At 72.5% G+C, this 23,377-nt stretch carries 19 protein-coding genes; 5 read left to right on the plus strand and 14 right to left on the minus strand.

What is annotated here, in order from left to right; genetic code table 11:
• Positions 1–18 precede the first annotated feature (18 nt).
• Together BOQ63_RS32885 and BOQ63_RS32890 are read right to left on the minus strand one after the other, a co-directional pair.
• Positions 19–1,656 carry an ABC-F family ATP-binding cassette domain-containing protein gene (locus BOQ63_RS32885; RefSeq protein ID WP_030281509.1) on the minus strand — a complete coding sequence of 546 codons (1,638 nt, stop codon included), beginning with the start codon at positions 1,654–1,656 and terminating at the stop codon, positions 19–21.
• A gap of 105 nt (positions 1,657–1,761) precedes the next feature.
• Positions 1,762–2,979 carry a trypsin-like serine peptidase gene (locus BOQ63_RS32890; protein WP_191093609.1) on the minus strand — a complete coding sequence of 406 codons (1,218 nt, stop codon included), beginning with the start codon at positions 2,977–2,979 and terminating at the stop codon, positions 1,762–1,764.
• 481 nt (positions 2,980–3,460) lie between these two features.
• On the opposite strand from BOQ63_RS32890, the gene BOQ63_RS32895 reads away from it, so the two are divergent.
• On the plus strand, positions 3,461–5,086 hold the full coding sequence (locus tag BOQ63_RS32895) for an ABC-F family ATP-binding cassette domain-containing protein (RefSeq protein WP_030281506.1): 1,626 nt from the start codon (positions 3,461–3,463) through the stop codon (positions 5,084–5,086).
• On the opposite strand, the gene BOQ63_RS32900 is transcribed toward BOQ63_RS32895, so the two are convergent.
• The 8 genes from BOQ63_RS32900 to BOQ63_RS32935 form a co-directional block, all read right to left on the minus strand.
• Positions 5,087–5,839 (minus strand): Pr6Pr family membrane protein, encoded by a 753-nt coding sequence (locus tag BOQ63_RS32900; protein WP_167344930.1) that lies wholly within the window; start codon positions 5,837–5,839, stop codon positions 5,087–5,089.
• 130 nt (positions 5,840–5,969) lie between these two features.
• Positions 5,970–6,722, minus strand: a complete 753-nt coding sequence (locus BOQ63_RS32905) for a response regulator (protein ID WP_078938679.1) — start codon at positions 6,720–6,722, stop codon at positions 5,970–5,972.
• Positions 6,719–7,915 (minus strand): sensor histidine kinase, encoded by a 1,197-nt coding sequence (locus tag BOQ63_RS32910; RefSeq protein ID WP_223886105.1) that lies wholly within the window; start codon positions 7,913–7,915, stop codon positions 6,719–6,721. Before BOQ63_RS32910 ends, BOQ63_RS32905 begins: the two co-directional genes overlap by 4 nt.
• Positions 7,906–8,946 (minus strand): hypothetical protein, encoded by a 1,041-nt coding sequence (locus BOQ63_RS32915; protein ID WP_050366867.1) that lies wholly within the window; start codon positions 8,944–8,946, stop codon positions 7,906–7,908. Before BOQ63_RS32915 ends, BOQ63_RS32910 begins: the two co-directional genes overlap by 10 nt.
• A gap of 88 nt (positions 8,947–9,034) precedes the next feature.
• Entirely contained in the window at positions 9,035–9,577 is a 543-nt protein-coding gene (locus BOQ63_RS32920; protein WP_046385948.1) for a GNAT family N-acetyltransferase, read from the minus strand.
• Positions 9,578–9,660: 83 nt separating this feature from the next.
• The gene (locus BOQ63_RS32925) at positions 9,661–10,719 is read right to left on the minus strand and encodes a hypothetical protein (RefSeq protein ID WP_072655446.1); all 1,059 of its coding nucleotides are present in this window, start codon (positions 10,717–10,719) and stop codon (positions 9,661–9,663) included.
• A gap of 95 nt (positions 10,720–10,814) precedes the next feature.
• Positions 10,815–12,086 (minus strand): hypothetical protein, encoded by a 1,272-nt coding sequence (locus BOQ63_RS32930; protein WP_072655447.1) that lies wholly within the window; start codon positions 12,084–12,086, stop codon positions 10,815–10,817.
• Positions 12,087–12,108: 22 nt separating this feature from the next.
• Positions 12,109–12,576 (minus strand): hypothetical protein, encoded by a 468-nt coding sequence (locus BOQ63_RS32935; protein ID WP_072655448.1) that lies wholly within the window; start codon positions 12,574–12,576, stop codon positions 12,109–12,111.
• A 315-nt stretch (positions 12,577–12,891) separates the two neighbouring features.
• Between BOQ63_RS32935 and BOQ63_RS32940 the strand changes: the two genes are divergently transcribed.
• The 4 genes from BOQ63_RS32940 (at position 12,892) to BOQ63_RS32955 (ending at position 18,738) form a co-directional block, all read left to right on the plus strand.
• On the plus strand, positions 12,892–14,034 hold the full coding sequence (locus tag BOQ63_RS32940; RefSeq protein ID WP_030281487.1) for a CaiB/BaiF CoA transferase family protein: 1,143 nt from the start codon (positions 12,892–12,894) through the stop codon (positions 14,032–14,034).
• Between the two features lie 2 nt (positions 14,035–14,036).
• On the plus strand, positions 14,037–15,179 hold the full coding sequence (locus BOQ63_RS32945; protein WP_030281485.1) for an acyl-CoA dehydrogenase family protein: 1,143 nt from the start codon (positions 14,037–14,039) through the stop codon (positions 15,177–15,179).
• 124 nt (positions 15,180–15,303) lie between these two features.
• Positions 15,304–16,518, plus strand: coding sequence for an acetyl-CoA C-acetyltransferase (locus BOQ63_RS32950; RefSeq protein WP_072655449.1), 1,215 nt, complete (start codon positions 15,304–15,306; stop codon positions 16,516–16,518).
• A gap of 39 nt (positions 16,519–16,557) precedes the next feature.
• Complete coding sequence (locus tag BOQ63_RS32955) at positions 16,558–18,738, plus strand: 3-hydroxyacyl-CoA dehydrogenase NAD-binding domain-containing protein (RefSeq protein WP_030281481.1); 2,181 nt, start codon at positions 16,558–16,560, stop codon at positions 18,736–18,738.
• Between the two features lie 114 nt (positions 18,739–18,852).
• Here BOQ63_RS32955 and BOQ63_RS32960 read toward each other — a convergent pair whose 3' ends face one another.
• The 4 genes from BOQ63_RS32960 to BOQ63_RS32975 form a co-directional block, all read right to left on the minus strand.
• Positions 18,853–19,599 carry a MerR family transcriptional regulator gene (locus BOQ63_RS32960; RefSeq protein ID WP_046385542.1) on the minus strand — a complete coding sequence of 249 codons (747 nt, stop codon included), beginning with the start codon at positions 19,597–19,599 and terminating at the stop codon, positions 18,853–18,855.
• A gap of 270 nt (positions 19,600–19,869) precedes the next feature.
• Positions 19,870–20,931 carry an isopenicillin N synthase family dioxygenase gene (locus tag BOQ63_RS32965; RefSeq protein ID WP_094742863.1) on the minus strand — a complete coding sequence of 354 codons (1,062 nt, stop codon included), beginning with the start codon at positions 20,929–20,931 and terminating at the stop codon, positions 19,870–19,872.
• Positions 20,932–21,324: 393 nt separating this feature from the next.
• Positions 21,325–21,972, minus strand: a complete 648-nt coding sequence (locus BOQ63_RS32970) for a response regulator (protein WP_030281475.1) — start codon at positions 21,970–21,972, stop codon at positions 21,325–21,327.
• A complete protein-coding gene (locus BOQ63_RS32975; protein ID WP_223886106.1) occupies positions 21,924–23,366 on the minus strand; it encodes a sensor histidine kinase in 1,443 nt (480 codons plus the stop codon). The genes BOQ63_RS32970 and BOQ63_RS32975 overlap by 49 nt, the downstream gene beginning before the upstream one ends.
• Between the last annotated feature and the right edge of the window lie 11 nt (positions 23,367–23,377).

The following is a 23,377-nucleotide window of genomic DNA, read 5'->3' on the forward strand; positions in this document are numbered from 1 at the left end:
GGGGAGGGTTGGGGAGGGTTACAGCTCGTGCACCCGGCCGTCACGGACCTCGATCCGCCGGTTCACCGCCACGGTGTCCAGCATCCGCCGGTCGTGGGTGACCAGCAGCAGGGTGCCGGTGTACGAGCCGAGCGCCGACTCCAGCTGCTCGATCGCCGGCAGGTCCAGATGGTTGGTGGGCTCGTCCAGCACCAGCAGGTTGACCCCGCGCGCCTGCAGCAGCGCCAGCGCGGCCCGGGTGCGCTCGCCGGGGGAGAGGGTGCCGGCCGGGCGCAGCACGTGCGCCGCCTTGAGTCCGAACTTGGCCAGCAGGGTGCGCACCTCCTCGTCGGTGAACTCCGGTACGGCGGCCGCGAAGGCGTCCGCCAGCGGCTCCCCGCCCAAGAACAGGCCGCGCGCCTGGTCCACCTCGCCGACCACCACGCCGGAGCCCAGCACGGCGCTGCCGCCGTCGAGTTCGAGCCGGCCGAGCAGGGCCGCCAGCAGGGTCGACTTGCCCGCGCCGTTGGCACCCGTGATGGCGACCCGGTCGGCCCAGTCGATCTGCAGGTCCACCGGGCCGAAGGCGAAGTCGCCGCGCTTGGCGACGGCCGCTCGCAGGGTGGCGACCACCGAGCCGGAGCGCGGCGCGGTGGCGATCTCCATGCGCAGCTCCCACTCCTTGCGCGGCTCCTCGACCACGTCCAGCCGCTCGATCATCCGCTGGGTCTGCCGGGCCTTGGAGGCCTGCTTCTCGGTGGACTCGGCGCGGGTGGCGCGGGCCTTCTTGTCGTTGTCGCCGCCCTTGCGGCGGGCGTTGCGGACGCCGTGCTCCATCCAGTTGCGCTGCATCTGCGCCCGGGCCTCCAGCGAGGCCTTGGTGTCGGCGTACTCGTCGTACTCCTCGCGGGCGTGCCGACGGGCCACCGCCCGCTCCTCCAGGTACGCCTCGTAGCCGCCGCCGTACAGGTTGACCTGCTGCTGGTGCAGGTCCAGCTCCAGCACCTTGGTGACGGTGCGGGCCAGGAACTCGCGGTCGTGGCTGATCAGCACGGTTCCGGCGCGCAGGCCCTTGACGAAGGACTCCAACCGCTCCAGGCCGTCCAGGTCGAGGTCGTTGGTGGGCTCGTCGAGCAGGAACACGTCGTAACGGGAGAGCAGCAGCGAGGCCAGGCCCGCGCGGGCGGCCTGGCCGCCGGACAGCGCCGTCATCGGCAGGTCGAGGGAGACCTTCAGGCCGAGCGAGTCGGCCACCTCCTCGGCCCGCTCCTCCAGGTCGGCGCCTCCGAGGTCCAGCCAGCGGTCCAGGCTCGCCGCGTACGCGTCGTCGGCGCCCGGACGGCCCTCGACCAGCCCCTCGGTGGCCTCGTCCAGTGCGGCCTGGGCGGCCGCGACACCGGTGCGCCGGGCCAGGAAGTCGCGCACCGACTCGCCCTCCCGCCGCTCCGGCTCCTGCGGGAGGTGGCCGACGTTGGCGCTCGCCGGGCTGAGCCGCAGCGACCCGCCCTCGGGGGTGTCCAGCCCGGCCAGCAGCCGCAGCAGGGTCGACTTGCCGGCGCCGTTCACGCCGACCAGGCCGATCACGTCGCCGGGGGCAACGACCAGGTCCAGGCCGGAGAAGAGGGTGCGTTCGCCGTGGCCGGCGCTGAGGTCCTTGACTACGAGTGTGGCGCTCATGATGGGCCGATTGTAGGAGGACCGGGCCCCGAGCCGGAAAAGCCCGGGGCCGCGGCTGTGGCAGCCGCGGCCCCGGGGGTGATCCGTGGATCACTGCCTATCGGGTCACTTGGCCTTCTTGGAGAAGTAGTCGAACATGTGCGCCGCGACGTCCTCCAGGTAGGGGCCGGCCTCGTAGGTGTTGGCGCCGTTGCCGACGGAGGTGTCGCTGACCAGGGCCGGCTTGCCGTCCTTGGTGGCGTACCAGCCGCCGCCGCTGCTGCCGCCGGTCATGTTGCAGCCGATCATCAGCATCGCCGGGCGGTCCGGTGCACCGGGCTTCGCGGCCGGCTTGCCGCCGTCGCAGTGCTCCAGCTCGACGCCGTCGAAGGGCTTGCCCTCCGGGAAGCCGTAGTTGGAGACGGAGGCGAGCTGGTCACGCGGGGCGTTGAACCACAGCGGCACCGAGCCGCCGACGGTCTCCTCCAGCGACTTGCCGTTCGGGTCCGGGTTGGCGACCTTGATGATGCCGAAGTCGTACTGGCTCCAGGGGCCGCCCTTCTCCGGGTCGGCCTCCTGCGTCCACTGCGGGGAGACCATGCCGGCGGTCGCGCCCCACTCGCCGTACGGCTCGGCGTCCTCCAGCTTGGACTTCTGCTTGTTGCCGTTGCTCAGCACGCCGTTGCTGTTGAAGGCCGGGGCGAAGGTGATGTCGGTGTAGTACTTGTTGCCCTTGCCGCCGTGCAGGCAGTGGCTCGCGGTCCACACCAGGTTGCTCTTGCCCGGGTTGGCCGGGTCCGAGACGACGGTGCCGGAGCACACGTAGTCGTCGTTGCCGTCCTTGAAGAAGATCTTGCCGTTGACGTGCGTGTTCTTCGGGAACGGGTGCGCCACCGGCTTCGCCGCGACGACCGCGGGCAGGTCACCCGGCCCGGTCGGCGGCTGGGCGGCGGTGGGCTGGGCCGGGGCCGCGCCGGTCGGCTGCGCGGTCGGCTGGGCCGGGTCCTGCGTCGGGGCCTGGCCCGGCGCCTGCGGCAGCGGCTTCGGCTTGGCGTTGAGCAGCTTCTGCAGGGTCCAGTAGCCCTTGACCGCCGGGGTGATCACGTTGGCCTGGGCCCACTTGTCCCAGTCCTCCAGCTTCCAGGTCTTCAGCTCCTGGACCGTCGGCAGCTTGAGCGGCGCGGCGCCCGGCTTCCCGGAGGCGGAGGCCGCGACCGTCGGAGCCGTGCTCTGGGCACCGGCCGGGTCACTGTTGTCCGGCCCGCAACCGGTGGCGACCACCATGGTCAGCGCGGCGACGGAAGCGCCGAGGACGGCACGGCTCGGCCGGGATATCGGTGACATGAGTTCAAATCCCCCTGTTGACTACCGCCATACGCCCTGTTCCTCGGGTACGGCCTTCGGGCCGCAGGTATGGCAGGTGAGGAGTCTGCCATGCGGATGAGGAACTCCTTACATCCGCCCCTGGCCGGGACGGAGGCTGTCACCGGATCGGCACGGGATCGGCACCGGGCCTTCGCCGGGGGGAGGAAACGGCCCCGGCGGCAAGGCCGAACAAATCGGTTGCCCCCGTCCACCGGCCCGCCTAGCGTGGTCCGTGTCATCCGCCAGACAAGGAGAAGGCCGTTGATCTACTGAGGTCCCGGGACACCGCCCCGCCACGCCAGGCCCTGCTCCTGCCGCGTGGTGCGCGAGTGTGCGACCTCAGTCACGGCCCCGTGGCGCCCCTTAGCGCCGCCCTGTCCCTCGGCCGTTCCGGTTCCGCACCCGCGGTGTCTCCCCGTGTTGCTCCTCGTTCCTTCAGCAACCACCCGGGAGGCCTTGCATGGCACAACCCACCACCGCCGTCCTCTGCACCGACCTCGCGTTCGAGTGGCCCGACGGCAAGTCCGTCCTGGACGGATTCCACCTCGCCGTCGGCCCCGGCCGCACCGGACTGATCGGCCTCAACGGCGCCGGGAAGTCCACCCTGCTGCGGCTGCTCGCCGGCGAGCTCACCCCCACCGGCGGCACCGTCCGGATCGCGGGCGAACTCGGCTACCTGCCCCAGGGGCTGACACTCGACACCGGCCTGCGGGTCGACGAGGCGCTCGGCATCCGGGCCGCCCGCGAGGCCCTGCACGCCATCGAGTCCGGCGACACCGACCAGCGGCACTTCGACGCCGTCGGCGACGACTGGGACGTCGAGGAGCGCGCCCGCGCCACCCTCGACCGGCTCGGCCTGCACCGGCTCGGCCTCGACCGCACCACCGGCGAACTCTCCGGCGGCGAGGCGGTGCTGCTGCGACTGGCCGCCCTGCTGCTGCGCCGCCCCGACGTGCTGCTGCTCGACGAGCCCACCAACAACCTCGACCGGGCCGCCCGCGAGCGGCTCTACGAGGCGGTGGCCGGCTGGCACGGCGTCATGGTGATCGTCAGCCACGACCGCGAGCTGCTGCGGCACGTCGACCAGATCGCCGACCTCCGGGACGGCGAAGTCACCTGGTACGGCGGCAACTTCGACGACTACGAGCGCACCCTCGCAGCCCAGCAGGAGACGGCCGAACGGCTGCTGCGCAACGCCGAGGCCGAGGTCCAGCGCCAGAAGCGGGACTTGGTCGACGCCCGCAGCAAGTTGGAGCGCAGCGCCAGCTACGGCCGGAAGCGCTCGGTCACCCGCAACGACCCGCACATCTTCGCCGGAATGCTCAAACGCAAGGGCCAGGAGACGGCGGGCCGGCTCACCGGCATGCACACCGAGCGCCTGGAGGAGGCCAGGGCGCGGCTCACCGCGGCCGAGGAGGCGGTGCGCGACGACGCCGAGATCCGGGTCGACCTGCCGCGCACCGCCGTGCCGGCCGGGCGCGGGGTGCTCACCCTGCAGAAGGTCCGGCTGCCGGGGCTGCCCGGGCTGCCCGAGGGCGTCACCGTCGACCTCGACCTGCGCGGCCCCGAGCGGATCGCCCTGGTCGGCCGCAACGGTTCCGGCAAGACCACGTTGCTGCGCACCATCGCGGGCGAACTCGCCCCGCTGGACGGCATGGTCACCACCCAGGTGCCGCTGCGCCACCTGCCGCAGCGGCTCGACCTGCTGGACGACGAGCTGACGGTCGCGGAGAACGTCAAGCTGTTCGCCCCGGGCGCCGGGGACAACGCCGTCCGCGCCCGGCTGGCCCGTTTCCTGTTCCGCGGCGGCCGGGCCGACCAGCCGACCGGCACGCTGTCCGGCGGCGAGCGGTTCCGGGCGACGCTGGCCGCCCTGCTGTTGGCCGACCCGCCACCGCAGCTGCTGCTGCTCGACGAGCCGACCAACAACCTGGACCTCGCCAGCGTTCGGCAGCTCACCCAGGCGCTGGCCGCCTACCGGGGGGCGCTGGTCGTGGTCAGCCACGACCTGCCGTTCCTGCGCGGCCTTGGGCTGACCAGGTGGCTGGAGCTGGACGGCGGACTGAGGGCGGTGGATCCGATGTAGCTAGTGCTGCGAGTCCTGTGCGCCACGGGCCCCGTGGTCGTCCTGGGCGCCTTGGGCGAGCTGGGCGGCCTGGGCGTCGTGGTCGTCCGGTGAGTCCTGCGCCTCCTCGGCGAGCGCCCGGCGGGCCGTGCCCGCGACCAGCGTGCCCAGCCGGTCCAGCCCGACCACGAGGGCGCCGAGCACGACGAACTCGACGGTCAGCTGGGCGATCTGGCCCCAGACGTAGCCGTAGCCCTTGCTGGTCGGGTCGAAGAAGAAGTACGGGTAGGGCGTCGGGAAGTCGTCGAACAGGGCGTTGCGGGCGAGCACGACCGCCGCGTAGCCGAGCGGGAAGGCCAGCCAGAGCGGGATGTCCTTCCAGGCCGCCGCGTTGCGCGGCTTCAGCACCAGCCAGTCGACCAGCACCATCACCGGCGTGACGTAGTGCAGGAAGAAGGACGACCAGTGCGCCAGCCGGTCCGGCCCGCTGACCAGTCCGGGCAGCGGGTTGGCGCCGTGCTGGAGCAGGATGTGCGAGACCAGCCCGGTGATCAGGATGTACAGCGTGGCGGCCCCGCGCAGCCGGGGCGCGGGCGCGTCCACGGTGTCGCGCTCGGCCATCCAGTACACCGCGCCGATGAAGTAGCCGAGCACGATGACGTTGCTCTGCACGGTGAAGTAGACCAGCGAGGACTCGCCGAGGACCAGGCCGAGGCCCGCCGAGAGCACGATGCCCGCGCGCCACCACAGCGCCGGGCGGGTCCGGACGGTCATGCGGCCACCAGTTCGTTCCAGGCGATACGGGAGGTATCGGACAGTTGATCGGAAGTTCGTACTCTACGTGCTGCGCCCGGGAGATCGGAATCCGCGTTCCGGACCCGCGGACCGCCGGGCGGCCGCGGGTTCAGCCCGGGAGCACGAACCCCGACTCGTACGCCGCGATCACCGCCTGGGTGCGGTCCCGGGCGCCCAGCTTTGCCAGCACGCTGCCGACATGGGTCTTCACCGTCTCCTGGCTCACCACCAACTGCCGCGCGATCTCACCGTTGTTCAGTCCGGTGGCCATCAGCCGCAGCACCTGACCCTCCCGCTCGGTCAGCCGCCCGATCGGCCCACGGTTCGGGGCGGCCTCCCGCCGGCCGCCCGCGCCGTGCCGCAGCGCGAGTTCGCGTACGGCCGCCGGGAACAGCAGCGAGTCCCCGCGCGCCACCAGTCGCACCGCCTGGACCATCTCCTCCGCCCGCGCCCGCTTCAGCAGGAACCCGGCCGCGCCCGCGCGCAGCGCGTCGTACACGTGGTCGTCGTGCTCGAAGGTGGTGACCACCAGGATCCTCGGCGGCTCGGCCATCCCGCCGACCAGCTGTTCGGTGGCCCGGATGCCGTCGATGCCGGGCATCCGGACGTCCATCAGCACCACGTCCGGGCGCAGTTCGCGCACCAGCGGGACGACCTCGGCGCCGTCGGAGGCCTCGCCGACCACGGAGAGGTCGGGCTCGGCGTCGATCACCACCCGCAGGCCCATCCGGACCAGCCGTTCGTCGTCCGCGATCACCACCCGGATGGCACCGCTCCCGTCGGTCCGGTGCCCACTGTCCTGTTCGGTGCCCTGTGCGCTGTCCCGTGCGCGGTCCTGTTCGGTGTCGTGTTCGGTGCTCATCCCGCGGTCCCTCCCACCGGCAGCCACACAGCCAGCCGCCACGTCGTTCCGTCCTCGCTCGGCCCCACGGCGCTGCCGCCGTGCAGGGCCGTCGCGCGTTCCCCGATCCCACGAAGCCCGCGCCCGCCGCCGGGGCGGCTCGGGCGGGCCGGGCCCAGCGGGTTGGTCAGTTCGATCTCCAGCCGGTCGGCGTCGAGCGCGACCCGCAGTCCGGCCGGGGCGGGCCCGGCGTGCCGCAGCACGTTGGTCAGTCCCTCCTGCACGATGCGGTACGCCTCGCGGGAGACCTCGGCCGGCAGTGCCCCCAGGCCGGGCGCCAGCTCGGCGTCCACCGTCACGCCGGTGCGGGCGAGTTGGCGCAGCAGGTCGTCCAGCCCGGCCAGGGTGGGCCCGGCCGCTCCGGCGGCGGCGTCCTCCTCCTCGCGCAACAGCCCGAGCACGGTGTCCAGTTCGGCGACGGCCCCGCGGGCGGTCTCCTCGATCGCCCGCAGCGCCTCGGCGGCGAAGTCCGGGTCGGTGCGCAGCACCCGGGCGGCCGCCGAAGCCTGGATGCCGACCGCGCTCAGCGCGTGCCCGACCGAGTCGTGCAGCTCGCGGGCCAGCCGGTTGCGCTGGGCGAGTACGGTGGCCCGCCGCTCGGCGGCGGCCAGCCGCTCCTCCGGAGTGGGACCGAGCAGGACGGGCGCCCAGCGGGCCAGCAGTGCGCCGCAGGCGGCACTGGTCCCGACGATCAGCAGCAGCAGGGCGAGGCCCAGCGCCGGGCCGGTGAGCATCCAGCCGGGGAAGCGGTCCGTCCAGAACCTGGCGAGTTCCTCACTCCCTACGAAGCCGAACAGCAGCACCACCGCGAACGGCACCCCGGCCAGCGTCATCCCGGCGACCACCCCGCCGGAGAACAGGTGCAGCACGAACCAGAGCGCGGTACGCCGACGGGCCGCCCAGGACCGGGCCGGCCCGGTGGCCAGCTCCTCCGGCCGTGCCACCGCGCACAGCGCCCGGGCGGCCGCCCCTTCCAGCCCCCGGACGGTCGGCACCAGGGCGGTGACCGCGGCCATCGGCAGCGAGGTGAACAACGCGAGGAACTGCAACAGGACTCGGCGCACCTCCCCCTGGTCGGGATTGAGCGCTCCGAGCGCCACCACCGACAGCAGGTAGTACGGCATGAGCAGCGCGCCACCCAGCACTAGGTGCACCCAGCGCAGTCGGGCCCGCCGCCCGAACAACGCCGCTCCCGCCCGCCGAATCCGGCCGCCCCCCGTGTCCACCCGGGTGACTCTACGACAGCGCCGCGCGCCGCGGCCGCCCGTTCGACCAGCGCCACCGCGCCGGCGGCCAGCACCAGCACCGCGGTCAGCACCTGTGCGGCCTGGACCAGGGCCAGCGGGCCGGTCGTCCCGGCCGCGGTGGCGCCGAAGGCGACCAACTGCCAGCAGCCCCAGCCGAACAGCGACCCGGCAGCCGTCCAGACCACCAACAACGGTACGCGCAGCGGCCTCAGAGGCCGGAGCCGGAACACCAGCACCAGCAGCCCCGCGGGGGCGGCCACCGCCATCACCGCCGTCACGGCGTCCATCACCGCCACACCCCTGGACCGGTCCTGTGCCAGGGCAGCCGGCAGCCCGGCCGTGCCACCCGCCGCCCAGTACGCCCGCGCCACCGCGGTACCGAGCCCGAGCAGCGCGGCGACGCAGGCCAGACTGCGCTGCACGGCCAGGGTGGGGGAGCGCGGCAGGTCGCCGGTCCCGGCCCGCAGCAGTGCGGCCCAGCGGTGCCGGGCGTACAGGACGAAGGCGGTGATCAGCGCCAGCCCCTGGACGGCGAACCCGCCGTACACCACGGGGAAGACCCAGCCGCCGAGGCCGCCGCCGGGTTCCTGGCCCGTGTTCCGCTCCGGTCCCAGGAGCAGACTGCTCAACAGGTACAGCGGCAGCGCCAGCAGGATGGTGCCGAGCAGCCCGGTCGCCACCCACATCGGGAAGAGCACCAGCCCGGCCGGGGCCCGTCGTCCCCAGGGCCGGACGAAGGCCAGCGCCAGGGCCGCGGCTATGGCGTCCATTCCGACGGTCAGCAGGTTCACCAGCCACAGCTCGTCCATCGCCCCGGGATCGCCCGATCCCACAGGGTGCCCGGTCAGCCACAGCGCCTTGAGCGTCAGGTACGGTCCCGTCGCCGCCACGGCGGTCCACCCGGCGAGGGCCCGTACCCGCCCTTCGTCGATCCTCATGCCCCCAGGCTGCCTCCGGACCCGGCCCGCGGCCTCCGCCGTGGGGGCGAACCCCCTCCCTCCGGCGGGGGATCCCCGGCCCTGCCGTTCACGCCATCCGGTGGATCAGGCGGTCCTCATGGTCCACCCGCCCGTCCGGGTCCGCCACCAGCCCGAGCCGCCCGGCGAGCCGGCGCGAGGGCAGGTTGTCCTCCCGGATCAACGCCGTCACCGGGATCCCCGGGAATCGCGGCAGCGCCTCCGCCATCGCCGCCCGGCACGCCTCCGCCGCGTAGCCCTTGCCCCAGGCGGACGGCCGGAACCGGTAGTACAGGTTGAACACCGGCTCCCCGTCCAGGCTGTGCAGGAACAGCCCGGCGACCCCGATGACGACCTCCGGCTCCTCCCGGGTCGACACCATGCAGTACCCGACCCCGTCCCGCGGCCAGTCCGCCACGAACCCGGCCAACTGCTCCCGCGCCTGCGCGATGTCCCGCTGCGGCCCGTCCGGGTTGTACCGGTTGGTCTCCGGATCCCCGTGGATCGCGAACATCGCCTCGGCATCCCCCTCCTGCGGCCGCGTCAACACCAGCCGCTCGGAAACGGCGACGATCGTGCGTCCGGTGACGACGGCCTGCTCAGCGGTGGTCATGCTGCTTCCCCCGATGTCGTACGTAATGGATCGCTCGCACGATAGACCATTACGCCGACATTCGCCCGCCCCATTTTCCGTCCCTACACGATCGGCTCGCATCCGATCGCCCTGCCCCCGGCGGTGAGGAACTGCTTCCAGGTCTCGTCGCTGTCGGGGACGAGCTTCTGGATGCCGTCCCAACTCATTCGGAAGTAGGCGGGCTTGCCGTGGCAGGTCGTCACCATCTCGCCGGGTTCCACCCAACGGGCCCGGCCGAGCCCCGGCTCGTCCTTCGGGGCGCCCACGGTCAGCAGCCGCGGCTCGGTGCCGATGGTGAAGGCGGCCGAGGACGTCGGGTCCCCGGTCGAGTGGATGCGGCAGGCCCACAAGGGATCGGTGGCGGTGGTCACGGTCTCCCGGAGACCGGTACTCCCGGGGGCTTCGGCGAGGGTGAGCCCGGGTAGACCGCAGACGGCGTTGCGGTCCAGGTCGTGCTCCTTCCCCGCCTCGGACAGCTCCCGGGGTGCTGGCATCGGCGCCTTTCCGCAGGCCCGCTGCATCGCGACGCGGTTGGCAGCCGACACGGCGAGTCCGGCGAGCTTCCGGGCGCCTGGCCTGTCGCTGCCACCGGATCGGACCGCGACCCGCAGCCCGCTGCCGCAGTCCTCGGGGAGCAGCGCCCACGCCCGGTGGTCGAAGGCCGCGCCGGCCGCGCCGCCGTTGGCCGAAGCGCCGAACATCCGGGCCTCCGCCTCGTCCGCGTTGTCCGCCAGGATGGAGAGGCCGGTGTCCTTGCGGAGTTCCACCGTGACCGACCGCTCGTTCCCGAACACTCCGTAACTCACCGTCGCCGTGCAGAACGCGGTGCCGCTGCGCAGGCTCCCGTCGCCGTACTTCTGCTCACCGACCGTGCCCGGCCCGAGCGCATCGTGCAGCGCGTCGGCGCTCACCGCCCCCTCACAGACGCTGCCCGGCCCGAAGGCATTGCTCAGGTTGCCTACGAGGAACGCCCCCACCCCGGCCGCGACCACCGCCAGCGCCACCCCAACGACCGCCGCCCGCGCCCGCAGCGCCCGCGTGGTGAACCCGCGCCGCTCGAGTGCCGCACCGATCCCCTCGGCCGTCCCGTCGGAGGGCGTTCCGTGCTGTCGTCCCGTCACCGGGTCACCCCTTCCCAAAGGCTGCGTTGTGGGCCTGGGTGATCGATGTGTAGTAGTGGACATTGGCCGAGTCGGTCAGTTGGTCGAGCAGGACATCACGACTTGGCACGCCCATGTCGGCGGCCTTCCGCTGGAGCATGACCTGCATTTGCGACTGTCCCGTGGTGTAGAGGCTGCTGAGGTCGCCTTGCGCCTTGGTGTCGATCGCTGCGTTGACCTTGTTCGCCCAGTCGGACGTGGCGACGTCGACGTAGCGTTGGGCGATGTCCCCCACTGGCAGCCAGTCCGTGCCCGGCAGCATGTTCGCGAGCGTGCCGATGTAGTGGTAGTCCATCTTGGCTTTCCAGTTGGTCGTTGCCGACCTTGACCAGGAACGCCTTGTCGTACTTGCCGCCGCCTCCCATGAGAGTCGTCAGCGCCGGGTAGTTGTCGTTCCACCCCGCCGCGGAGCCGCCCGGGCGGCGGGCGGCCGCGAGGAGGCCGTCCTCCCAGTCCTTGCCCATGCCGCCGTCGCGGGTGGCGGTGGCGAGGGCCACGGACAGGCCGCCGTAGACGTCCTGGTAGCCCTTGGCATTGTGGTTGCCGTGGGCGAGGTCGCCGTAGACCTTGGAGTACTCCAGCAGGGCCTCCGGACCGGTCTTGCCACCGTAGTTGAGGCCGTTGAGCAGCGTGGTGGAGAAGTCCTTGTTCTCCGCGTTGGCGGCCAGCAGGGTCTGCAACTGCTTGAGCTGGTCGTCGGAGAGGCTGCCGCCCTTGGACGTCAGGTCGGTGGCCCGCTTGGCGTCGGCGACCGGGCCACCGCCGCCCGGCGTGGGGTTGAAGGCGGTGGTGCTGGTGCCGATGTCGCTCTGGAGGTCGACGGTGGCGCGCTGGTCGGCGGTGGTGGCCTTCTCGACGGCCTTGGCCAGGCGCTCCGATATGGCCTTGGCCTTGGCCTTGGCGTCCAGGTCCTTCGCCAACTTGTCGCTGTCCGGGTCGTTCCTGGCGCCCTTCGGCAGGCTCCAGCTGACCGTACCGTCGGCGGAGACGGTCAGGTCCTGGGTCTGCGCGTCGTGGAGGGCGGTGTCGAGGTCGCGGCGGGCGGCGGCGAAGTCCTTGGCCGCGGTCTTCATGATCGCGGCGAGGGCGAGGGCGAGGGCGGTGGCGACGGCCGAGGCCTGCTTGAAGTCCCCGTCGATGCCCTGCATCACCTTGGTCGCCTCGTCGGCGGCATCGCCCTTCCAACCCGCCCGCTGGGCGGTGCTGGTGAGGTCCTTGGTGACCCGGCCGTCCAGGGAAGTGAGGGCCTTGGCGACCCCGGCCCATGCTTCGGCCGCGTCGGAGACGCCGGAGAAGTCGGCCTCGTGCAGTTCCTTGAAGGAAACCATCCGTTTGTTCCCCCTGTCCTGGTCAGCGGGCCGCGTTCAGGTCGGCGACCGTCGTGATTTCGTTGCCGTGGTAGTACTCGCGGGTCCGGTCCAGGCTGGTGGCGGCGTTGTCGACCTTGTCGTGCAGGGTCTTGCTCTGCTGCAGCCACCGCTCGGTGGCGGTGGTGAGGGCGCTGCCGAAGGAGAAGCCGCGGATCCTGGTCGACGCGGTGCTCGCGTACTCGGTGAGGCTGTGCGAACCGGGCCCCGCCTTGGCGTTGGCGTTGTCGAGGTCGGTGGCGATCTGCCGGGCCAGCCCGGCGGAGGCGGTGAGTTCGTACGGGGTGTCCAGCTGGGTGGTGGGCCTGTCCGGCGGGAGGAGCGGGAGGGGCGGCACGGTGTTGCCGTTGTCGGCCGGCGCCGGAGGCGCGTACGGCGACTTCTTGGTGGTGCTCGGCATCGGGTCCGTGGCCGGGGCCACCGGGCCGGTGGTGAAGTACGGGCTGACCATGTGTGTGCAATCCTCCCCAGCTGTACAGATGGTTCGTGCGCCATCTGCGACATGACGACCGTACAGGCCCGCTCCGTCAGTGCACCGACGCACCCTCCGTGGTGCCATTGGCACGGGGTGTGGTCGGGTTCGTCGGAGTCCGTCGCGGGTTCGTGGCGGGGGATCGGGGGTGGGCGAGGTCTTGTTACCGGCGGGTCGCTTGCCTATCATCGCGAGTGTTACAGCTTTACTGTCAAACCCCGAAGGGTTCTGCAGCCAGTGGGTGACACGAGCAGTCCGGCGGGCCGTGCGGGTGGTCCGGGGCCGTTGGCGGGTGTGCGGGTCGTCGAGCTCGCGGGAATCGGGCCGGGGCCGTTCGCGGCCATGCTGTTGGGCGATCTCGGGGCGGACGTGGTGCGGGTGGACCGGCCGGAGCCGTCGCCGCTCGGGACGGATCCGGCGCACGACCTGAGCAACCGGAACAAGCGGTCGGTGCTGGTCGACCTCAAGTCGCCCGAGGGGCCTGGGCTGGTGCTGGACCTGGTCGAGCGGGCCGACCTGTTGATCGAGGGCTACCGGCCGGGGGTGGCGGAGCGGCTCGGGGTGGGGCCCGAGGCGTGTCTGGCGCGCAATCCGGCGCTGGTGTACGGGCGGATGACCGGTTGGGGGCAGTACGGCCCGCGGGCCGCCACCGCCGGGCACGACCTCGGCTACGCGGCGGTGGCCGGGGTGCTCGGGATGGTCGCCTCGCCGGGAGGGGCCGAGGCGCCGCCCGGAATCCCGGCGAACCTGCTCGGCGACTACGCGGGCGGCTCGCTCTACCTGGTCGTCGGCCTGCTGGCCGGGCTGCACCACGCCCGGGCCACCGGCGCCGGCCAGGTGGTCGACGCGGCGATCGTCGACGGTGCGGCGCACCTCGGCAGCATGCTGTGGGGGCTGCTCGCGGCCGGCCACTGGCAGGACCGCCGGGGCGTCAACCTGCTGGACGGCGGTGCCCCGTTCTACGCGATCTACCGGGCGGCCGATGGCGGGCACCTCGCGGTCGGCGCCCTGGAGCCGCGGTTCTACGCCGAGTTCGCCCGGCTGCTGGAGCTGGGCCCGGACGCGCCCGGCCAGTACGACCTCGCCCGCTGGACCGAACTGCGCACCCTGATCGCCGCCCGCTTCGCCACCCGGACCAGGGCCGAGTGGGAAGCCGTCTTCGCCGGCTCGGACGCCTGCGTGGAGCCGGTGCTGACGATGCGCCAGGCAGCCCGCGAGGAGCACCTGCTGGCGCGCGGGACGTACGTCGAGGCGGACGGCGTGACCCAGCCCGCTCCCGCCCCCCGCTTCTCCGCCACCCCCGGCGCGCTGCGCCGCCCGCCGGCCCGGCCGGGTGCGGACACCGCGGAGGTCGCCCGGGACTGGGCCGTTCCGTCCCTCGACTCCGCGGCCGACGGCACGGAACCATCCAACTCCGCAGCAGAGCAAGGAGAGTAGCGTTGCAGCGCGAGATCTTCACCGAGCAGCACGAGGACTTCCGGGCCACCGTGAAGGCCTTCCTCGCCAAGGAGGTGCTGCCGCACTACGACCGCTGGGAGAAGGCCGGCATCGTCGACCGCTCCGTCTGGCTGGCGGCCGGCCGGCAGGGCCTGCTCGGCATCGCCGCGCCCGAGGAGTACGGCGGTGGCGGTACCCCGGACTTCCGTTACGCCGCCGTGCTCGCCGAGGAGTTCGCCCGGGCCGGTGCCTCCGGGCTGGCGATCGGGCTGCACAACGACATCATCGGCCCGTACCTCACCTCGCTCGCCACCGAGGAGCAGAAGCGCCGCTGGCTGCCCGGCTTCTGCAGCGGCGAACTGATCACCGCGATCGCGATGACCGAGCCCGGGACCGGCTCCGACCTGCAGGGCATCCGCACCCAGGCGGTCGACCGGGGTGACCACTTCCTGCTCAACGGCGCCAAGACCTTCATCTCCAACGGCATCCTGGCCGACCTGGTGATCGTGGTCGCCCGCACCACCCCGGAGGGCGGTGCGCACGGACTGAGCCTGCTGGCCGTCGAGCGCGGCACCCCGGGGTTCGAGCGCGGCCGCAACCTCGACAAGATCGGCCAGAAGGCCCAGGACACCGCCGAGTTGTTCTTCGAGGACGTCCGGGTGCCGAAGGAGAACCTGCTCGGCGAGCTCAACGGCGGCTTCATCCACCTGATGCAGAACCTCGCCCAGGAGCGGCTCACCATCGCCGCCGCGGCGATCGCCGGCGCCGAGTACCTGGTCGAGATCACCACCGAGTACGTCAAGCAGCGCGAGGCCTTCGGCCGTCCGCTCGCCAAGCTCCAGCACGTCCGCTTCGAGATCGCCGAGCTCGCCACCGAGTGCGCGATCACCCGGACCTTCGTCGACCGCTGCATCACCGAGCACAACCGCTACGCGCTCACCCCGGCGGACGCCTCGATGGCCAAGTGGTGGGCCACCGAACTGCAGAAGCGCACGGCCGACCGCTGCCTCCAACTCCACGGCGGCTACGGGTACATGAGCGAGTTCCCGGTCGCCCGGGCGTTCACCGACGGCCGCATCCAGACGATCTACGGCGGGACCACCGAGATCATGAAGGAGATCGTCGGTCGCTCCATCCTCGGCTGAGCGCCCGCCCTTCCTGCGCACACCGGGCCGCCCTCGGCATCCTCTGCCCCGCTCCGCACCCTCTGCCCCGCTCCGCCACCCCAGGACCCTCAGGAACCCCCCTGCCCCGAAAGGCATTTCCATCGTGACCACCGAAGCGTACGTCTACGACGCGATCCGCACCCCGCGCGGCCGCGGCAAGGCCAACGGCTCGCTGCACGGCACCAAGCCGATCGACCTGGTCGTCGGCCTGATCCACGAAATCCGCCGCCGCCACCCCGAGCTGGACCCGGCCGCGATCGACGACATCGTGCTCGGCGTGGTCTCGCCGGTCGGCGACCAGGGCTCCGACATCGCCCGGATCGCCGCCATCGCGGCCGGCCTGCCCGACACCGTGGCCGGCGTCCAGGAGAACCGCTTCTGCGCCTCCGGCCTGGAGGCCGTCAACCTGGCCGCCGCCAAGGTCCGTTCGGGCTGGGAGGACCTGATCCTGGCCGGCGGCGTGGAGTCGATGTCCCGGGTCAAGATGGCCTCCGACGGCGGCGCCTGGTTCGCCGACCCGATGACCTCGTACGAGACCAACTTCGTCCCGCAGGGCATCGGCGCCGACCTCATCGCCACCATCGAGGGCCTCTCCCGCACCGACGTGGACGCCTTCGCCGCCGAGTCCCAGGCCCGCGCCGCCAAGGCCCAGGCGGACGGCCTGTTCGACCGCTCGGTGGTCCCGGTGCGCGACCGCAACGGCCTGGTCGTGCTGGAGCGCGACGAGTTCATCCGCCCCGGCACCACCGTCGAGACCTTGGCCGGCCTCAAGCCCTCCTTCGCCGCGATCGGCGAGGCCGGCGGCTTCGACGCCGTCGCCCTGCAGAAGTACCACTGGGTGGAGGCCATCGACCACGTCCACCACGCGGGCAACTCCTCCGGCATCGTGGACGGCGCCGCCCTCGTCGCGATCGGCAACCGCGAGGTCGGCGAGCGGTACGGGCTGCGCCCGCGCGCCCGGATCGTCTCCGCCGCCGTCTCAGGCTCCGAGCCGACCATCATGCTCACCGGCCCCGCCCCGGCCACCCGCAAGGCGCTCGCCAAGGCCGGCCTCGCCGCCGCCGACATCGACCTGGTCGAGATCAACGAGGCCTTCGCGGCGGTCGCCCTCCGCTTCATCCGCGAACTCGGCTTCCGGCACGACCAGGTGAACGTCAACGGCGGCGCGATCGCCCTCGGTCACCCGCTGGGCGCCACCGGCGCGATGCTGCTCGGCACCGTCGTCGACGAGCTGGAGCGGCGCGACCTGCGCTACGGCCTGATCACCCTGTGCGTGGGCGGCGGCATGGGCGTCGCCACCATCGTCGAGCGCGTCTGACTCCCTCCCTCCCCGGTAGACCTGGAGACCCTGAAACTCATGAGCGACACCACCACCATCCGCTGGGAGCAGGACCAGGACGGCGTGGTCACCCTCGTCCTCGACGACCCCACCCAGTCCGTCAACACCATGAACGAGGCCTTCACGGCCGACTTCGAGGCCGTGGTCGAGCGACTGGCCGGACTGGCCTCCTCCGACGCGCTGCGCGGGGTCGTGATCACCTCCGGCAAGAAGACCTTCTTCGCCGGGGGAGACCTGCGGATGCTCTCCGCCGCCCGCCCGGAGGACGCCGAGGCCGTCTTCGAGAAGTCCATGCGGATCAAGCGCTCGCTGCGCAAGCTGGAGACCCTCGGCAAGCCGGTCGTCGCCGCCGTCAACGGCAGCGCGCTCGGCGGCGGCCTGGAGATCGCCCTCGCCTGCCACCACCGGATCGCGCTGAACACCCCCGCCAGCCGGATCGGCCTGCCCGAGGTCACCCTCGGCCTGCTGCCGGGCGGCGGCGGTGTGGTCCGTACGGTCCGGCTGTTCGGCATCACCGACGCCCTGCTGAAGTACCTGCTGCAGGGCCGCCAGTACCGCCCGGCGCAGGCGCTGGAGCACGGTCTGGTGCACGAACTGGTGGACAGCACAGAGGAGTTGACTGCCCGGGCCAAGGCCTGGATCGAGGCCAACCCGACTGCCGTGCAGCCCTGGGACGTCAAGGGGTACAAGATCCCCGGCGGCACCCCCGCCACCCCCGCGTTCGCCGCCAACCTGCCCGCCTTCCCCGCCAACCTGCGCAAGCAGCTGAACGGCGCCCCCTACCCGGCGCCGCGCAACGTGCTCGCCGCCGCGGTGGAGAGTGCCCAGGTCGACGTCGACACGGCGATGGTGATCGAGGCCCGCTACTTCACCGAGCTGGCCTGCGGGCAGACCAGCAAGAACATGATCCAGGCGCTGTTCTTCGACATGCAGGCGGTCAACTCCGGTGCGGGGCGCCCCAAGGGCGTCGAGAAGCGGCCGGTCCGCAAGGTCGCGGTGCTCGGCGCCGGGATGATGGGCGCCGGGATCGCGTACGCCTGCGCCAAGGCCGGCATCGAGGTCGTGCTCAAGGACGTCAGCGTCGAGGCCGCCGAGCGCGGAAAGGCCTACTCCGAGGGGCTGTTGAACAAGGCCATCGCCCGCGGCCGCTCCACCGAGGCCAAGCGCGACGACCTGCTCGCCCGGATCACCCCCACCTCCGAGACCTCCGACCTGGCCGGCTGCGACGCGGTGATCGAGGCGGTCTTCGAGAACACCGAGCTCAAGCACAAGGTGTTCAAGGAGATCGAGGGCGTGGTCGCCCCCGACGCACTGCTGTGCTCCAACACCTCCACCCTGCCGATCGGCGTGCTCGCCGAAGGCGTCCAGCGCACCGGCGACTTCATCGGCCTGCACTTCTTCTCGCCGGTCGACAAGATGCGCCTGGTGGAGATCATCCGCGGCCCGGAGACCGGCGACGAGGCGCTCGCCCGGGCCTTCGACCTGGTCCGGCAGATCGACAAGACGCCGATCGTGGTCAACGACTCGCGCGGCTTCTTCACCTCGCGGGTGATCGGCCAGTTCCTCAACGAGGGCGTCGCCATGGTCGGCGAGGGCATCCACCCCTCCTCGATCGAGCAGGCCGCCGCCCAGGCCGGCTACCCCGCCAAGGTGCTCTCCCTGATGGACGAGCTCACCCTCACCCTGCCGCGCAAGATCCGCGACGAGTACCGGCTCGCGGTCGAGGCCGCGGGCGGCACCTGGACGCCGCACCCGGCGGACGCGGTGGTGGACCGGATGGTCGACGAGTTCGGCCGCCCCGGCCGCAGCGGCGGCGCCGGCTTCTACGAGTACGGCGAGGACGGCAAGCGCGGCCGGCTCTGGCCGGGGCTGCTGGAGCACTTCTCCCGGGAGGGGGAGGTCGAGGTGCCTTTCGAGGACCTCAAGGAGCGGATGCTGTTCAGCGAGGCGCTCGACTCGGTGCGCTGTCTGGAGGAGGGCGTGCTGACCTCGGTCGCCGACGCCAACGTGGGCTCCATCCTGGGCATCGGCTTCCCGGCCTGGACGGGCGGCGTCCTCCAGTACATCAACGGCTACCGGGGCGGCCCGGCCGGCTTCGCGGCCCGCGCCCGCGAACTCGCCGCCACGTACGGCGAGCGGTTCGCGCCGCCGGCGCTGCTGGAGCGGATCGCGGCGGAGGGGCGGACCTTCACCGACTGACCCGGGCCGAGGACCACCCCGGGCGCTTCGGCCGGGGTGGATCATGGTGAGGCCGTGCCGCGCGCGGCCTCACCCGGTTCCCGGCGCGGTTCCTCATCCGGTTCCCGGCGCGGGTCAGTGGCGCGGTTCGTCGCCCAGTTCCTCGCCCAACTCCTCCCGCAGCGACCGCTGGTACGCGGTGACCAGGGCCTGCGCCACCATCGGCTGGATGTGGTCGGTCAGCTCCTTCATCCGGGCCAGCTCCGCCGGGTCCGGCTCGCTCTCCCGGTACGGCTTCCACACCGTCTCCCGGAACAGCCGCTGCAACTCCCGGGCCGTCGCCCGGCTGTGCTCCAGCACCACCGCCCGGGCGGCCAGCAGCGTCTCCAACGGGATCGGCACGTCCAGGATCCTCACGCCCAGCGGCAGCAGGCCCGGGTCCGCCCGGAACACGTCGGGGTCGGCCGTCCGCTCCAGCGCGCCCATCGCGACCAGGCGTTCCAGCTGCTCCTCCGACAGCCCACGGCCGGCCCGCCGTTCCAACTGAGCCCGGCCCATCTCCTCGGCCGCCTCGGGTGTCCAGGACGCCACCAGTGCCCGGTGGATCGCCAGGCCCAGCGGTGTGCTGTCCTCGGGCAGCCGCGCCAGGTACCGCTCGATCGCGGCCAGCGTCAGCCCCTGCCGCTGCAACTCCTCGATCAGCCCCAGCCGGTCCAGGTGCGCCGCCCCGTACAAGCCCACCCGTCGCGGCCCCAGCTCTGGCGGCGGCAGCAGGCCCTTGGTCCCGTAGAACCGCACCGTCCGCACCGTCACCCCGGCCCGTGCCGCCAACTCGTCCACCGTCAGCCGCACCTCGCCCACCCCGGCGCCGTGCTCCCCCATCTGCTGCCTCCCACGCTGGCACACTCCTGCTGTGACAGCAGCAGTGTGACAGTGCGGTGCGATCAGGTCCATCGCGGGAGTGGTGGCCGTGGCCCTGGCGGTGCGAGCCGTTGGGCCCTGGAACGAGCGAACCGGCACGCGCCCCGGTGTGCGGGGGGGGCGTGCCGGTCGGTCCGGTTGCCGAGCGACCGGTGGTCGGCGCTCGGGGGCCGGTGTTCGGTGCTCCGTGGTCGGTGGTGCCGCTCGGTGGTGCCGCTCGGTCGAGGCAGGTCAGGCAAGGGCGGCGTGGTGGCGGCGGGTGACCTCGGGGTGGGCCCGGGTGTAGCCCTTCCACTCGTTGAAGCCGAAGTCCGCGAAGAGCGGGTTGGCCGGGTCCTCGGTCGCGCCAGGGGCGTGGTGGGCGAGGGGGAAGTCGAGCGGCTCGATGTGGGCGTCGAGGCGGGGGTTGTAGAAGAACGGGACGGAGAAGCGCTCACGGGCTCCGGCTGGGCTGACCACGCGGTGGCTGGTGGCCTTGAGGTAGCCGTCGGTGGCCACTTCCAGCAGCTCGCCGAGGTTGACCACGAAGGCGCCGTCGAGCGGGGGGACGTCCAGGAAGGTGCCGTCCGGGCGCTCGACCTGGAGGCCGCCGACGGTGTCCTGGAGGAGCAGGGTGATGAAGCCGTAGTCCTTGTGCGCGCCGACGCCCTGGCCCGCGCCGTCCGGGGCGGTGCCGGGGTAGCGGACCAGCTTGAGGCGCAGGTGGGGGTGGCCCGCGAAGGCGTCGTCGTAGAAGTCGGGGCGGGCGCCGATCGAGGCGAGGAGCTCGTGCAGCAGGCGGCGGGCGACCGTGCCGAGGTGGTCGATCCAGCCGAGCGCGGCGGTGCGCAGCTCGGGGAGCGCGGTCGGCCACTGGTTGGGTCCCTCCAGCCACCAGTACGGCGGCTCGCCGGCGCCAGGGGCGTGCGGGGGCAGTTCGGCGCCGATGTCCAGCTGGTCGCGCCAGTCCTGGCTGCCGCCGGTGCGCTCGTCGCCGGTACGGGTGTAGCCGCGGTAGTGCGGGGAGTTGAGGTTGCTCACGGCGAGCCGGTCGGCCTCGGGGAGGGCGAAGAAGGCGCGCATGGCTCCGGTGAGCGCGGCCTTTTCCTCCTGGGTCACGCCGTGGCCGACGAGTTGGAAGAAGCCGACACCGGTGGCCGCGGCGCGGAGCTCGTCGTGCAGTCGGCGGCGGTCCTCCGGGGTGCCGTCGGCGAGCGAGAGGTCGATCACGGGGAGGGCCTCGGGGTGCGCCTCCGGGGTGGAGCCGGTTCCGGATATGCCAGTTCCGGATATGGGCGTGTACTGCTGCGTCATGTGTGACATCCGCTGGTCTCGTCCCGGCTGGTCCCGGTGGTCGACCAGGGATGGCCGGAGACGCGCCTGGTGCGGCGGGTGCTCCGGTAACCGGGAGGTGGTGGCGGCCGCTCGGGACCGCCGTGAGGGTGGGTAAAGCGAGGTTCAGCCGGAGCGTCGACAGGACATGCTGGTCACGCGGAGCAGGTCCACGTGACGGCGGCGAACAAGGATGAGCACCCGACCAGCCTAAATGACGCGCTCCGCGGCGGGCGAGCCCCCTACCGAGGAGGGGCCACTTCTTAATTGTCCGCGACTTGTCAAGAATTGCGATGGTTGGTGATCGGTGGCGCCGTTCCGCTCAGTGGCTCCTTCCAAATGGCGGCTCCCTTTCCTCCAGAGGTGTCGAGACCTTCAGGAGTTGTTGAGGTAGGCCAGGACGGCCAGGACGCGTCGGTTGTCGTCATCGGAGGGCTGGAGGTCGAGCCGTACGAAGATCGACGCGGTGTGTTTGGCGACCGCCCGCTCGGTGATCACCAGTTGCTGGGCGATCGCCGCGTTCGAGCGGCCCTCGGCCATCAGTCCGAGCACCTGCCGCTCCCGAGGGGAGAGGGTGGAGACCGGGCCGGCCGAGGAGTTGTGGGTGAGCAGCCGGGTGATCACCTCCGGGTCCATCGCGGTGCCGCCCTGGGCGACTCGCCGGACGGCGTCGAGGAACTGCGCGCCGTCCAGTACGCGGTCCTTGAGCAGGTAGCCGATTCCGCCGGAGCTGCCGGCCAGCAGCTCGCGGGCGTACAGCTGTTCCACGAACTGCGACAGCACCAGCACCGGCAGACCCGGGTGGGCCTGCCTGGCCGCCAGGGCCGCGCGCAGCCCCTCGTCCGTGAAGGTCGGCGGCAGCCGCACGTCGACCACGGCGATGTCGGGCCGGTCGGCGGCCACGGCGGCGAGCAACTGCTCGCCGTTCTCGACCGCCGCGGTCACCTTCATGCCGTTGGCCTCCAACAACCGGGTCAACCCGTCCCGGAGGAGGAAGAGGTCTTCGGCGATGACAACGCGCACGGGATCTCCAGGTTCACGATGGTCGGACCACCGGACGGGCTGCTGATCGCGAGCACCCCGTCGAAGGCGGCCAGTCGGCGTTCGGTTCCGCTGAGGCCGGTTCCCCGGGACGGTTCGGCGCCTCCGCGCCCGTCATCGGTGACCGATATCCGCAGCAGCCCGTCACTGTGCCCTATCTCGATCCATACGTGCGAGGCCTCGGCGTGTTTCACCACGTTGGCCAGCAGTTCGCTCACCGCGAAGTAGGCGGCCGACTCCACCGGAGCCGGGGCCCGGCCGGGCAGACCGCCGGTGAAGGTGACCGGCAGCGGCAGGTCCAGTGCGGTCGCCTCGATCGCGTCTGCCAGGCCGCGGTCGGCCAGAACCGGTGGGTGGATGCCCCGGACCAGGTCCCGCAGCTCGCCCAGTGCCTTCACCGAGGACGTCCGGGCCTCCGCCAGCAGCGGCCCGAGGGCGTCCGGGTCGTGCTTCACCTGCTCGGCGACGGTCAGCAGCATGCCCAGTGCCACCAACCGGGCCTGGGCCCCGTCGTGGAGGTCCCGCTCGATCCGGCGCAGCTCGGCCGCTCCGGCGTCGATGGTGTCCGCCCTGGTGCGCGCCAGGTGGCTCACCCGGCGGGCGAGTTCGGCCCGTCGGGAGGGCCCGAGCAGGGAGCGGGCGGCCTTCTCGTGGATCCGCAGGACGGGCGGGGCGGCCCACAGGAGGGCGAACGGGGCCACCCAGACGCCCATGCCGTAGACGAGGACCAGTGGGAAGAGCAGTCCGTTCCGGCCGAAGATCTCCAGGGCGATCGGGGTCAGCACCACGACCGCGGCGGTGAACAGCACGGCGAGGCCGGTGAGGAGCGCCCAGGCGAGATCCCGCCAGGTCGCCGGGTCGGTCAGCCAGCCGCCGGAACGCAACCGCTGCCAGGAGCCGGAACCGCTGCCCGGCCGGCGGTACGGCTCCGGGATCGGCCGTCCGCTCCACCGGTCGACGACCCGCCGGCTCTCGGTCGCGATCCAGCGTGCGCCGAACAGCCCGAGCACCAGCAGCGAGGGCGCCAGCCAGAGCGAGACGGACCGGCTTCCGGGCGCGGCGCCGCCGTACAGGTGGGCCGCCGTCACCGCGAGCGCGCCCGGGGCGAACAGCGCGGCCCCGACCGCCCGGCCGCCGCCCCCGGTGGCCCAGCAGAGCGCCCAGGCGGCGACCGGCGCCATCGGCACGAGCAGGATCAGCGGCCCGCCGGGGGAGCCGAACGGCCGGGACTCGTCGGGGCCGAACAGCGCGGAGGCCAGCAGGATCGGCCCGGCCAGCAGGGAGACCAGCCCCGTCACGGCCAGCGTCGCCACGTACCAGGCGCGCACGCTGTCCACACAGGCCCGGCCCACCCGCCGGGCCACCTTGCCGGTCATTTCGGCCTCCA

Origin of the sequence: Streptomyces viridifaciens (assembly GCF_001888885.2) — a bacterium.
In the GTDB taxonomy this organism is placed as follows: Bacteria; Actinomycetota; Actinomycetes; order Streptomycetales; family Streptomycetaceae; genus Kitasatospora; species Kitasatospora aureofaciens.